This is a genomic window from Streptomyces vastus, assembly GCF_039532825.1.
Taxonomy (GTDB): Bacteria; Actinomycetota; Actinomycetes; order Streptomycetales; family Streptomycetaceae; genus Streptomyces; species Streptomyces vastus.
In genome coordinates, this window is sequence record NZ_BAAASJ010000113.1 from 230,546 (window position 1) to 243,012 (window position 12,467).

Below are 12,467 nucleotides of genomic sequence, written 5' to 3' on the forward strand. Positions count from 1 at the left end.
CACCGGGCCGTATGCCCGGCCTGCGACGGGCTGACGCACCGGCCCACGGCCCCGCACCCAACCACCCACCCAAGGGGCGCGAGGAACTGCGCGAGCAACCACAACGAACCCGCAGCCGACAACGAACCCAACCCTCACACCGCCGGAGGCAACCCGCTGAGGGCAGCGTTCCCGGGGGGAAACAGTTGTGATGCGGCCGGGTAACACCGGCACCGCACGCTCGTCACCATGACCTCGAATACGCGTGTGGTGGTGATCGGCGCCGGCCTCGCGGGCGTACGGCTCGCCCGGCGGCTCGGCGAGCTCGGGCTGCCCGCCGTACTCATCGGCGAGGAGGAACACACCCCGTACAACCGGGTTCTGCTCGCCGAGGTGCTGGCCGGACGGTACGCCCCAGACGTGATCGCCCTGCCCGCGCCCGCACAGCTGGTCCGCGCCCGGGTCACCGGCATCGACCGCGGTCAGCGGGAGGTGCACTGCTCGGACAGCTCGGTGATCGCATACGACACGCTGGTCCTGGCGACCGGGTCGAACGCGAAGCTTCCCCCGCTGCGGGGGCTCTTCACCGCGGATCACGTGCTGCCGGAGGGCGTCCACGCCTTCCGCACGATGGACGACTGCCTCGGGCTGTCCAAGGCCGTGCGCCCGGACGCCCGCGCCGTCGTCATCGGCGGCGGTCTGCTCGGCGTCTCGGCCGCCCGCGCGCTCGCCGCGCGCGGCGCGCAGGTCGTGCTCGCGCAGCAGGCCGAGCGGCTGATGGAACGCCAACTCGACCGGTCCGCCTCGAAGTTGGTGCTCCGGCATCTGAAGGACCTGGGCGTCGAGGTGCACACCGAGTGCCGGGTACGGGACGTGCGCTGCGTCGGCGGAGCCGTCCGCTCGGTCGAGCTGGCCGACGGGTACGCGCTCGACGCCGACCTGGTGGTGCTGACCTGTGGCGTGCACCCGCGCGTGGGTCTGGCCCAGGAAGCGGGGCTCGCCGTGCACAAGGGCGTCATCGTCGACGACGAGCTGCGTACATCAGACCCGCACATCCGGGCGATCGGCGACTGCGCGCAGCACGCGGGCACCGTCTACGGTCTCGCGACGCCCGCCATCGAACAGGCCGAAGCGCTGGCCGAGCTGCTGGCGACGGGCGACAGCGCCGCGCGCTACACCGGCACCCGCGCCCTCACCCGGCTGACCCTCGCCTCAGGCACCCCGCTCGACCTCGCCGCCTTCGGCGAGCCCACCCCGCAGCCCGGTGACGACGTCATTCAGCTCGCCGACGCGACCCGCGGCACCTACCGCAAGGTCGTCGTCCGCGACGACCGCGTGGTCGGCGGCGTACTCGTCGGCGAACTCGGCACCGTAGGCGCGCTCGCCCGCGCCTGGGAGGGAGCAGAGCCGCTCCCCGAGACCGGCCCTCTGCTCCACCTGCTTACCAACGATGGAGGCTCCTGATGTCCACGACCGCAATTGTTGGGGACCGGCCCCGCCCCACGATCGTGCTCGTCGGCCATGGCATGGTCGGCCAGCGCTTCCTCGAAGCGCTCGCCGAGCGCGGCCTGACCGCCACGCACCGCGTGGTCGTGCTGTGCGAGGAGCCGCGGCCCGCGTACGACCGGGTCCAGCTGACCTCGTACTTCTCGGGCAAGACGCCCGAGGACCTCTCGATGACCGACATGGCGTTCATCGAGAAGGAGGGCATCGAGCTGTACGTCGGCGACCCGGCCGAGACCATCGACCGTGAGTCCCGCAAGGTGACCGCCCGCTCCGGTCTTGTCGTCGACTACGACGTCCTGGTCCTCGCCACCGGCTCGTACCCGTTCGTGCCGCCGGTCCCGAACAAGGACGCCGAGGGCTGCTTCGTCTACCGCACGATCGAGGACCTGCTCGCGATCGAGGAGTACGCGAAGTCGAAGGCGACGACCGGTGCCGTGGTCGGTGGCGGTCTGCTCGGCCTGGAGGCCGCGGGTGCGCTGAAGGGTCTCGGACTCAATGCCCACATCGTGGAGTTCGCGCCCCGACTGATGCCGGTGCAGGTCGACGAGGGCGGTGGCGCCGCCCTGCTGCGCACCATCGCGGACATGGGCCTGTCCGTCCACACGGGCGTGGGCACGCAGGAGATCGTGACCGACGACTCGGGCGCCGTCACGGGCATGAAGCTGTCCGACGGTTCCGAACTCGCCACCGACATGGTGGTGTTCAGCGCCGGTGTCCGCCCCCGCGACCAGCTGGCCCGTGACTGCGGCCTGACGGTCGGCGAGCGCGGCGGCATCACGGTCGACGAGCAGTGCCGTACGGTCTCCGACCCGCATGTCTTCGCGATCGGCGAGTGCGCGCTGGCCTCCGACGGCCGGGTGTACGGCCTGGTGGCGCCCGGTTACGAGCAGGCCGAGACGGTGGCGGCGACGATCGCGGCGGATGAGTCTGAGCAGTTGTCGTTCACCGGCGCCGACATGTCGACCAAGCTGAAGCTGCTCGGCGTCGACGTGGCCTCCTTCGGTGACGCGCACGGAACGGCCGAGGACTGCCTCGACGTCGTGTACGCGGACTCCCGCTCCGGCACGTACAAGAAGCTGGTCATCGGTCGCGACGGCGAGCTGCTCGGCGGCATCCTGGTCGGCGACGCGGATGCGTACGGCACGCTGCGCGCCCTGACCGGTTCCGTACCGCCCGTCTCCCCCGAGCAGCTGGTGCTCCCGGCGGGCTCGGGCGGCGGCGCCCAGCTCGGCCCGTCCGCGCTGCCCGACGAGGCGGTCATCTGCTCCTGCCACAACGTCTCCAAGTGCACGATCCGCGGCGCGGTCACCGACCACCAGTGCACGACGGTGCCCGAGGTCAAGAAGTGCACCAAGGCCGGTACGGGCTGCGGCAGTTGCGTCAAGGTCCTCGGCCAGCTCGTCAACGCCGAGCTGGAGGCCAGCGGCGTCGAGGTCGACAAGGGCCTGTGCGGCTGCTTCTCGCAGACCCGAGAGGAGCTGTACGAGATCGTCCTCGCCCTGCGCATCAACAAGTACCAGGACCTGCTGGACCGTTACGGCCGTGAGGGCGCCCGAGGCGGCGACGGCTGCGAGATCTGCAAGCCGGCCGTGGGCTCGATCATCGCCTCCCTCGCCCCGACGATCGGCGCGAGCGGCTATGTCCTGGACGGCGACCAGGCAGCCCTGCAGGACAGCAACGACCACTTCCTCGCCAACCTCCAGAAGAACGGCTCGTACTCGATCGTGCCGCGCATCCCGGGAGGGGAGATCACCCCCGAGAAGCTCATCGTGATCGGGGAGGTGGCGCGCGACTTCGGCCTCTACACGAAGATCACCGGCGGCCAGCGCATCGACATGTTCGGCGCACGCGTCGAGCAACTCCCCCTCATCTGGGCGCGGTTGGTGGACGCGGGCTTCGAGTCGGGACACGCGTACGGAAAGGCGCTGCGTACGGTGAAGTCCTGCGTCGGCCAGACCTGGTGCCGCTACGGCGTCCAGGACTCCGTACGCATGGCGATCGATCTGGAGCTGCGCTACCGGGGGCTGCGTTCCCCGCACAAGCTGAAGTCGGCGGTCTCCGGCTGCCAGCGCGAGTGCGCCGAGGCCCAGTCGAAGGACTTCGGCGTGATCGCCACGGCCAACGGCTGGAACCTGTACGTGGCCGGCAACGGCGGCGCCACCCCGCGCCACGCGGACCTGCTCGCGCAGGACCTCTCCGACGCCGAACTGATCCGTCTGATCGACCGTTTCCTGATGTTCTACATCCGCACGGCCGACCGCCTCGAGCGCACGTCGACCTGGCTGGAGCGGATCCCCGGTGGCCTGGACCACGTGCGCGATGTCGTCGTGGACGACTCCCTGGGCATCTGCGAGGAGCTGGAGTCCCTGATGGCCGCACATGTCGCGAACTACCGCGACGAGTGGGCCGAGACCATCAACGACCCGGAGAAGCTGTCCCGCTTCGTCTCCTTCGTGAACGCGCCGGACACCCCCGACCCCGTCGTCGGCTTCGTCCCCGAGCGCGACCAGATCAAGCCCGACCTGCCGCTGCTGACCATCGGCACCCGTCCCCTGGAAGGAAGCGCCCAGCGATGACCCTCGCACCCGAGACGACGACCCTGAAGGTCCAGCTTCGCGTCGACGACACGGCGGACGACTGGTTCACGGTCTGCGACATGAGCGCGCTGATGCCGGGCCGCGGGGTGGCGGCCCTGCTCCCCGACGGCCGCCAGGTCGCCCTCTTCCAGGACCGCGCGGGCCGCCTGTACGCCGTCGACAACCGCGACCCGTTCACCGGCGCCGCCGTCCTCTCCCGCGGCCTCATCGGCTCCCACCAGGGCCGCTCGTTCGTGGCCTCGCCCCTGCTCAAGCAGCGCTTCGAGCTGGAGACCGGGCGCTGCCTGGACGACGACACGGTGAGGGTGGCGACGTACGGGGTGCGTACGTCCTGACGCTGACGGTGCGTACGTCCTGAACCTGGCCGGCCCCTGGCTGTTGTCAGATGGCTGTTGTCAGACCTTGAGGGCGTCGTACGTCACTCCCGTGAGGCGTTCCGATTCCGCCCAGAGCAGTTCCCCCGCCGCGTCGTCGAGCGTCCACTTGGCACGGCGGGACTTGGCCGGTGAGCCGCGCCAGTTGGCGAACGAGGGGCCGGTGAAGGAGTCGGGTTCGACGCCGGGCGCGGTGGCCGCGTACAGGATGGGCAGGGCGCCGGATTCGGCGGACTGGGCGAAGAAACGGTTGCCGGTCCGCATGAACAGTTCGGCGGCCTTGCGTCGCTCCATCCTGGGGCCCTTGGTCTGCAGGTTCGTGGCCGCGTAGCCGGGGTGGGCGGCGGCCGCGACGACGTCCGCGCCGGTAGCGGTGAGGCGGCGGGCGAGTTCGTGCGTGAAGAGCAGGTTGGCCGTCTTGGAGCGGGAGTAGGCGAGCCAACGGTTGTAGCGGCGCTCGCTGTTGAGGTCCTTGATGTCGATGTTGGCCACCGAGTGCATGGTGCTGGACACGGTGACGATCCGCGCACCCGGCGTCGTCAGGAGCAGCGGCAGCAGAAGCCCGGTGAGCGCGAAGTGCCCGAGGTGGTTGACCCCGAACTGGGTCTCGAAGCCGTCCGCTGTGCGCCCGTGGGGCAAGGCCATCACACCCGCGTTGTTGATGAGCAGATCGAGCCGTTCGTGGCCGAAGGAGGCCGCGAACTCCCGTACGGATTCCAGGCGTCCGAGGTCAAGAACCCTCAACTCGACCTGAGCATCACGGATTTCGCTCTCGATCCGGTCCCGAGCGTGGGCCCCCCGCTCCTCACTCCGGCAGGCGAGCACCACATGTGCCCCCCGCCGGGCCAGCTCCCGCGAGGTGGCCAGCCCGAGCCCACTGTTGGCACCGGTCACGACGACGATGCGCCCGCCCTGGTCAGGGATGTCCTGCATACTCCAGCCGGCCATGACGGCTCCCTCTCACGGTGCCCTGAGGACCCTCTCAACTCCCGCACGAAACGTACGGTTTCAGGGTAACTATGGTTCCGCTTTTCTTCAGGGTGTGGTCGGTGGCCGGGGGGCTCGCGCCGGGGTGGGGGGCACCGCGAGGACACCCGAGGGCGTTCCGTGTCGACTCGATCCTGGCGCGGGCCCTCTCGGAGAGGCTGCCGAACGACCTTCTGCGACATCCGCAGCGCCGCCAGGACCACGCCGCAGCGGGCGGCGGCGATGAGTTCGGTGTTTTGACATGCTCCCCACCTGGAGAGTGGGGATTCCGGCCGTCCCTACCGGTGGCTGTGCCGCTTGGCGGCCCGGTCACTGGTAGGGATTCCGTGGCTTCCTGTTTCTTCGCGCTGTGCCGGGATTACTCCTGGTCTTACCGGCGCTCCGCAGGCTGATACCGCCAGTCCGGCGGCCATCTTGACATGCTGTGCGGCGTTGACGTCGCGGTCGTGGACCGTGCCGCAGGCGGCACACGTCCACTCGCGGACGTCCAGGGGTTTGGGTCCGCCCTTAACACCGCAGGTGGAGCAGACCTGGCTGGTCGGCTCGTACCGGTCGACCCGAATCAGAGCGCGCCCGTACCGGGCCGCCTTGTAGGCCAACATGTTCACGAAGGTGCCCCAGCCCGCGTCGTGGACCGATTTCGCCGGCCGGGTGCTTGTGAGTGCGTTCACCGCCAGGTCCTCCACTGCGACCACTTGGTTCTCACGGATCAGACGAGTGGACAACTGGTGATGGAACTCGCGGCGGGCATCGGCTACTTGTGCGTGGGCGTGGGCGACCTTCAGACGGGCCTTGGCCCGGTTCTTCGATCCTTTCTGCTTGCGGGACAACTGCCGCTGTGCCTTCTTCAGCTTCTTCTCCGCCCGGCGCAGGAACCTCGGCGAGTCGATCTTCGTGCCGCCCGAGAGGACGGCGAAGTGGGTGAGGCCGAGGTCGATGCCGATGACCTGACCGGTGGCAGGCATCAGCTCCGCGTCAGCGGCCGGGTCGGTGTCGATGACGAACGACGCAAAGTACCTGCCGGCACTGTCGTTGATCACCGTGACGCTGGAGGGGATGGCGGGCAGGCGCCCAGACCAGGCGACCTTCACCGCCCCGACCTTCGGCAGGTTGAGGCGACCGCCGTCAGTGATCGACCAACGGGCGTTGGCGGTGAACCGGATCGCGGCCCGCTTGTCCTTTCGCGACTTCATACGCGGCGCCTCGACCCTGGGGCCCTTGCGGGTGCCCTTCCTGGAGGCGAAGAAGTTGCGGTAGGCGGCCTCGGCGTCGCGCAGGGACTGCTGAAGCACCACTGCGGACACCTCCCCCAGCCAGGCCCGCTCCGGGCGATGCTTCGCCTCAGTGACCAGAGCGCGAGACAGCAGACCCAGCGAGGGGTACGGCCGACCGTTGGCGTGGGCGTCGCGGCGGGCACGCACGGCGTCGTTGTAGACGACGCGGGCGCACCCGAACGCCCGCGTCAGCGCACGGGCCTGACCGGGCTCCGGGTACAGGCGAAAGCTGTACCGGAGCTGCATGCCGCCGATCGTACGAGCGTCCCACGCACGTGCACATCGGGAACATTCGTTCCCACCTCACCCGGCTCGGGGCAGAGTGAGCATTTCCCGGCCCCAGGGTGCAGTCCAGGCAGCTCCACGCCCGTCACCTCCTGCCTCCATGCCGCTCCCGTAGCCTGGCGCCCGATGACTCGGAAGCGGAGGTGGGGACGTACATGGACGAGACCGATCCGCACATCCACGTCGAGGAGAAAGTGGCGCAGGCCGGCGCCGCCTACCGCAACACGATCGCGTCGACGCTTGGCCGCGTGCCCGACGCGCCGAGCGTCGTCACCACCGGTTGCGCACGCCGGGTGCCGTACGCGATGACCTCTCCCCACCCGGAACGCGTCACCTGCCTCGCCTGCCGGGAACACGCCCACCGGGAACATCTGCGCTTCGCCGACCAGGCCGAACGCCTGAGCCGGATGCCCGGCGCGGTCATCACCGGCGACCAGGCGGCCGAGGCCGCGCGGTGGCACCGGGAGCTGGCGAGAAGGTTCTCCGGCTGATTCTCGGGTTGAACGCGGCGGTTTTCGCACGCCCCGAGGTTTACAAAGCCCCACCCTATGAGCGGAGAGCTACCTTCCAGTCACGTCACGTTCGCATCACAGGTCCTTCATATCGCCTCCGCACCGACAGCCCCTCAATACGTTGATCACCTCAAATCCGCTCGATCGCCACTTCGTGATCACGCGTACGGATATCCGCACATATCTGGGGGCTCTCCATGAACCTGTTCCGCAGACCTGCCGCCGTGGTCGTCACCGCCCTGGCACTGGCCGCCCTGCCGGCCACGGCCGAGGCCCATGACGGCGATCACCCGTTCAAGAACTGCACCGAGGCGTACGCCAACGGGCACTCCAACATCCCCGCCACCGACGAGCACTATGCGAAACGCCTCGACCGCGACGGTGACGGCCTCGGCTGCGACCAGCCGCCCGCGGACTTCGTCCCGGCCGAGGACAGGAACACCGGCGACGAGGACGAGAGCGCCGGAGCCGACGAGTCCAACGGCGCGGACGGCACCGCGGGCGACCAGGGCACCGACCTGGCCGCGACGGGCGGCAGCAGCGCGACCCCCTATCTCGCGGGCGGCGGCGCGGCCGTCCTGCTCGCCGGCGGCGGCGTACTGCTGGCGGCCCGCAAGCGCCGTACGACCCGCTGACCTGTGGTCGCCTGACAGGACGACGGAATGACTGACTGACTCCGCCGGGTGTTCGAGACGTATCCCTTCGGCTACAGCATCATCTTTTGCGAGGAACTCGCGCCGGGGGAGCTACTGGTACGACTCGGTGCCCGGCGAGAGTCCGTCTTTCCGCTGACCCGGGAGCAGGCCCGGGTTGGAGCACCTGGCGCCCTGCGTGTGCCGCCGTATCGCTTCTTCCTCCGCCAGATGCTCTGATGGGCCATGTCATAAACAATGGCGGGTAGTGCACCTTCGGAGAAGGGCGGCACAGCATGGCCGTCGTTTCGCGCGGATTCCGCGGCCGACCAGGCGATACGCACCATAAACTGCCTCCCGGGCAGTACGAGACCACCGACTTCCCGGTACTGTCCGCCGGGCCCACGCCGAGGGTCGACCGTGACGCGTGGGAGTTCACCATCCGCACCGAGACGGGCGCGCGGCACAGCTGGGACTGGGCTCAGTTCATGGCGTTGCCCAGCCAGACGCCGACGGTGGACCTGCACTGCGTCACGAAGTGGTCCAAGTTCGCCACCGAGTGGCAGGGAGTCTCCCTGGATGTCCTGCTGGAGGACGTGGAGACCGCTGCCGAATTCGCGCTCGTCCACTCCTACGGTGGCTACACGACCAACCTGCCCCTGGAGGACCTGCTCGACGGGAAGGCGTGGATCGCCTACCGCTACGACGGGGAGGAGCTGGCGCCCGAGCACGGCGGCCCGGCCAGGCTGCTGGTCCCGCACCTGTATCTGTGGAAGTCCGCGAAGTGGGTGCGCGGGATCCACCTGCTCCTCGAGGACGAACCGGGCTTCTGGGAGAGCGCCGGCTACCACGACTACGGGGACCCATGGCGCGAGCAGCGGTACCAGGGCGACTAGGCGACCGGCTGCGCTGGAAGACGGCCCGGCTGGCCGAACGGCGCCCCGAGTCCCCCGCCGCGCGCACCCTGGTCTTCGACGTACCCGGCTGGCCGGGGCATCAGGCGGGCCAGCATGTCGATGTGCGGCTCACCGCCGAGGACGGCTACAGCACACAGCGCAGCTACTCCCTGGCATCCGCGCCGGACGGCGAGCGCATCGAGCTGACCGTGCAGCGCGTCACCGACGGCGAGGTGTCCCCGTACCTGACGGACGAACTCGCGGTCGGAGACCTGGTGGAACTGCGCGGACCGGTCGGCGGCTGGTTCGTGTGGCGCCCCGAGCAGAAGGAACCGGTCCTGCTCGTGGCCGGCGGCTCCGGCCTGGTGCCGCTGATGGCGATGATCCGCCACCGCCGCGCGGCCGGCAGCCGCACGCCCTTCCGGCTGGTGTACTCCGTGCGCACACCCGCGGACCAGCTCTACGCACCGGAGTTGAGACGGGACGATCCCGGCCTCGACAAGACGTACCTCTACACCCGCTCCACCCCACCGCAGTGGCCAAGACCCGCCGGGCGCCTCACCCCAGCAGACCTCACTCGCGCCGGGTGGCCGCCGGATTTCGAACCCACCTGCTACGTCTGCGGGCCCACCGGCTTCGTCGAAAACGCCGCCGACCTGCTGGTAGCCCTGGGCCACGCCCCTGACCGTATCCGCACCGAACGTTTCGGCCCCAGTGGAGGATGAAATGCCCCACAACCCCGACGAGGACCCTTACACCGGCCAGCATGAGGACGGCAACGCCCTGGCCGGGCCCCTCTCCGAAATCTTCGCGGTCGACCCGACCACCGCTCTCGGCCGCTGCACCGGCTGCGGCAGCAACTGGCCTCTGGCGCGGCTGCACGTCTACGCGCACGCCCCGGGATACGTCGGCCGCTGCCCCGACTGCGACCACGTGATCCTCCGCCTCGTCCGCAGCCCCGACAAAGCCTGGCTCGACCTCCGCGGCACCGTCGCCCTCACCTTCCCCCTCGGCACCTGACCGCTCAGAACGGACCGGGGACCGCTCCTTCCGGGCGGCGCTCCCCGTGATCTCGCGGTCGGGAGCCCTGGTGGCCGGCCACCACGGTGGCCCCGTCGTGGCGGCCTGCCGGCGAACACTCCCTTGGCCAGGACTCGGCTGCAGAGTGCGCCCAGCGGGTTCCTATTCACCCCGCCAGATGTTGTCGAAGGCCGCGTCGTCGAGGGCTCGCCGCTGCCGTTCGGCCTCCAGACCCCTTACCGCGTCATGGACGGCGGCGAGCACTGTCGCCACGGCATCGTCGGCCACGCTCGGTGACTCTCCCGTCGGCTTGTCGCCGATCCCGACGGCCGCCGCGAGGGCGGCGATGATGGGCTCACCCGATGCATAGCGGTTAGCCGCGTGGCGGCGTGCGGGCGAATCCACCAGCACCACGTGAGTGGGCTGGAAGATCATCCAGCGGCGGTGACGTTGCCGACTGAGCTGCCCTGCCGCTTCAAGCGCGGCCAGATAGGCCGCAGACAGGTCGCGGCCCCTGCGCCACAGCCAGTCGTCGACCGAGTCGTACGGCGCTTGTCGCGCGAGCGACGACACCGCCTCGTCCAACATCCGATCGGCAACGGCATGCCGGTCACCCGGCACGATGTGATCACCGGCCAGAGTGATGGCTCGGGCATCCAGGAGGTCGATCAGCTCGGCACCCGCCAGCGCCAGTGACAGATCGCCTCGCTCCGGGGCACGACTGGCCGCCACGTCCATGGCGATGATCAAAAGGTCCCGCGGCGTGGTCATGAATGACTCCACCTCACCTCAGGGAGCTGGAGGCGAGCGACGCGGTGCACCAGGTGTACCTCGGCCCGCCGGCAACACTCCGTACGAGCCTACGGAGCGAGGACGACAGCCGCACCCCAGGTGAGCAGACCCTGGCATTTCGTCACCCCCGACCCCCTCGTCGGAGGAGGCGTCACGTCTCTCGTACGGCGGTCAGACAGCGAACGGCCTGGGCGCGCAAGGCCTCGGCGAGTTCGGGCGGGGCCTCCGTCAGGGAGAAGTCGGCGTCGACCGAGGTGATCATCCAGGCGAGGTCGCGGGGATTGTCGGCGCCCAGGTGCAGCAGGCAGCTGTGGTCGTCGAGGGGTTCGAGGACGCCCATGCCGGGCCAGACGCGGTCGGCGACCGCTGCGGCGGACTCGTGCAGGGTGACGGTGGCCCTGAACGGCCATGCCTGCGCGGACAATTGGTGGGCGAGATAACGTGGCCACGTCCCCGTGGGGGACTTCCCGGGGCGTGAAGCGCGGGCCGGTCGGCGTGCGCGGGGTGAGCCGGTCGACGCGGAAGGTGCGCCAGTCGGCGCGGTCGGTGTCCCAGGCGACCAGGTACCAGTGGCGGCCGAAGCTCACCAGGCTGTGCGGCTCCACCGAGCGGATTCCGCCCTTGCCGCGGGCGTCGGTGTAGTCGAACCGCAGCCACTCGTGCCGGCGGCACGCCTCGGCAACGGCCATGAGGACGTCCGGGGAGACCTTGGGGGCCGGAGCCTCACCCGCCCGGACGGTCGCGGCGTGCAGGGTGTTCACCCGGTAGCGCAGCCGTGCGGGCAGCACCTGCTCCAGCTTGGTCAGCGCGCGCAGCGAGGACTCCTCGATTCCGGCGACCGATCCACCGGCCGCCGTGCGCAGGCCGACCACGACGGCGACGGCCTCGTCGTCGTCAAGCAGCAGCGGCGGCAGCGTGGCCCCGGCACCGAGCCGGTAACCAACGGTTCCCCGGGTGGCCTGCACCGGGTAGCCGAGTTCGCGCAGCCGCTCCACGTCACGGCGGAGCGTGCGTGTTTGCCCATCGCCGAGGCGACCCAGGCGCCGGTGTCGTAGCCGTGGGCCGAGCAGCGGCGCTGGGACCGGATGCAGAACTTCAACGACGGCTACCTGCAGTGCAACTCCAAGCGCCCGCAGACGGTCGGCTACGCCCTCACCGACTCCCCCGTCGGCCAACTGGCCTGGATCGTCGAGAAGTTCCAGGAGCTCAGCTTCCCCGAGGGGGGACTGCCGGAGGACAGCGTCGACCGTGACCACATGCTGACCGGCATCTCCCTGTACTGGTTCACCGCCACCGCCGCCTCGGCCGCCCAGATCTACTACGAGGAGATCTCCGCCGCCACGTGGGACGACAGCGGGCGCGGCACCGTACCCACCGCGGTCCTCTTGACCGCCCACGACGTGGCCGTCCGCCCCTGGGCCGAACGCGACCACAACATCGTACGGTGGACCGAACTCGACCGCGGAGGCCACTTCCTGGCGATGGAGGCCCCGGACCTGCTGGTCGATGACATCCGCGCGTTCTTCCGTACGGTGCGCTGACCTCGGCCGTCGCGCCGAGAGGGCGGCGCCTCCGCACAGGCGCCGCCCCTCTCCTTTCACGCACCGGAGCCG

At 69.9% G+C, this 12,467-nt stretch carries 14 protein-coding genes and 1 pseudogene; 10 read left to right on the plus strand and 5 right to left on the minus strand.

Features of this window, described 5'->3' with window-relative positions; genetic code table 11:
- Positions 1–228 precede the first annotated feature (228 nt).
- Genes ABD357_RS35880 through nirD form a run of 3 tightly spaced genes read left to right on the plus strand, consistent with a single transcriptional unit; the run spans position 229 to position 4,417 of the window.
- The gene (locus ABD357_RS35880; protein ID WP_344395439.1) at positions 229–1,443 is read left to right on the plus strand and encodes an NAD(P)/FAD-dependent oxidoreductase; all 1,215 of its coding nucleotides are present in this window, start codon (positions 229–231) and stop codon (positions 1,441–1,443) included.
- Positions 1,443–4,061: a nitrite reductase large subunit NirB gene (nirB, locus tag ABD357_RS35885; protein ID WP_344395440.1), complete on the plus strand. Its 2,619-nt coding sequence runs from the start codon at positions 1,443–1,445 to the stop codon at positions 4,059–4,061. The genes ABD357_RS35880 and nirB overlap by 1 nt, the downstream gene beginning before the upstream one ends.
- The gene (nirD, locus tag ABD357_RS35890; protein WP_344395441.1) at positions 4,058–4,417 is read left to right on the plus strand and encodes a nitrite reductase small subunit NirD; all 360 of its coding nucleotides are present in this window, start codon (positions 4,058–4,060) and stop codon (positions 4,415–4,417) included. Before nirB ends, nirD begins: the two co-directional genes overlap by 4 nt.
- Before the next feature lie 60 nt (positions 4,418–4,477).
- Here nirD and ABD357_RS35895 read toward each other — a convergent pair whose 3' ends face one another.
- Positions 4,478–5,404 carry an oxidoreductase gene (locus ABD357_RS35895; protein ID WP_344395442.1) on the minus strand — a complete coding sequence of 309 codons (927 nt, stop codon included), beginning with the start codon at positions 5,402–5,404 and terminating at the stop codon, positions 4,478–4,480.
- Positions 5,405–5,721: 317 nt separating this feature from the next.
- Entirely contained in the window at positions 5,722–6,963 is a 1,242-nt protein-coding gene (locus ABD357_RS35900; RefSeq protein ID WP_344395443.1) for an RNA-guided endonuclease InsQ/TnpB family protein, read from the minus strand.
- Between the two features lie 194 nt (positions 6,964–7,157).
- On the opposite strand from ABD357_RS35900, the gene ABD357_RS35905 reads away from it, so the two are divergent.
- The 6 genes from ABD357_RS35905 (at position 7,158) to ABD357_RS35930 (ending at position 10,062) form a co-directional block, all read left to right on the plus strand.
- Entirely contained in the window at positions 7,158–7,493 is a 336-nt protein-coding gene (locus tag ABD357_RS35905; RefSeq protein WP_344395444.1) for a hypothetical protein, read from the plus strand.
- A gap of 218 nt (positions 7,494–7,711) precedes the next feature.
- Positions 7,712–8,149 carry an LAETG motif-containing sortase-dependent surface protein gene (locus ABD357_RS35910; protein WP_344395446.1) on the plus strand — a complete coding sequence of 146 codons (438 nt, stop codon included), beginning with the start codon at positions 7,712–7,714 and terminating at the stop codon, positions 8,147–8,149.
- A gap of 48 nt (positions 8,150–8,197) precedes the next feature.
- The gene (locus tag ABD357_RS35915) at positions 8,198–8,386 is read left to right on the plus strand and encodes a hypothetical protein (RefSeq protein ID WP_344395447.1); all 189 of its coding nucleotides are present in this window, start codon (positions 8,198–8,200) and stop codon (positions 8,384–8,386) included.
- Between the two features lie 56 nt (positions 8,387–8,442).
- A complete protein-coding gene (locus ABD357_RS35920; protein ID WP_344395448.1) occupies positions 8,443–9,042 on the plus strand; it encodes a sulfite oxidase-like oxidoreductase in 600 nt (199 codons plus the stop codon).
- On the plus strand, positions 9,012–9,767 hold the full coding sequence (locus tag ABD357_RS35925) for a ferredoxin reductase (protein WP_344395449.1): 756 nt from the start codon (positions 9,012–9,014) through the stop codon (positions 9,765–9,767). Before ABD357_RS35920 ends, ABD357_RS35925 begins: the two co-directional genes overlap by 31 nt.
- A 1-nt stretch (position 9,768) precedes the next feature.
- Positions 9,769–10,062, plus strand: a complete 294-nt coding sequence (locus ABD357_RS35930) for a DUF6510 family protein (RefSeq protein ID WP_344395450.1) — start codon at positions 9,769–9,771, stop codon at positions 10,060–10,062.
- 162 nt (positions 10,063–10,224) lie between these two features.
- Here the strand turns inward: ABD357_RS35930 and ABD357_RS35935 are convergent, their stop codons facing one another.
- From ABD357_RS35935 to ABD357_RS45035, 3 genes and pseudogenes are all read right to left on the minus strand, one after another.
- Positions 10,225–10,833: a GOLPH3/VPS74 family protein gene (locus ABD357_RS35935; RefSeq protein ID WP_344395451.1), complete on the minus strand. Its 609-nt coding sequence runs from the start codon at positions 10,831–10,833 to the stop codon at positions 10,225–10,227.
- Between the two features lie 172 nt (positions 10,834–11,005).
- Positions 11,006–11,278, minus strand: coding sequence for a WYL domain-containing protein (locus tag ABD357_RS45030; RefSeq protein ID WP_344395452.1), 273 nt, complete (start codon positions 11,276–11,278; stop codon positions 11,006–11,008).
- Positions 11,279–11,417: 139 nt separating this feature from the next.
- Positions 11,418–11,849, minus strand: a pseudogene (locus ABD357_RS45035) (helix-turn-helix transcriptional regulator); the annotation flags it as partial.
- A 90-nt stretch (positions 11,850–11,939) separates the two neighbouring features.
- On the opposite strand from ABD357_RS45035, the gene ABD357_RS35950 reads away from it, so the two are divergent.
- Complete coding sequence (locus ABD357_RS35950; RefSeq protein WP_344395453.1) at positions 11,940–12,395, plus strand: alpha/beta fold hydrolase; 456 nt, start codon at positions 11,940–11,942, stop codon at positions 12,393–12,395.
- The last annotated feature ends 72 nt before the right edge of the window (positions 12,396–12,467 follow it).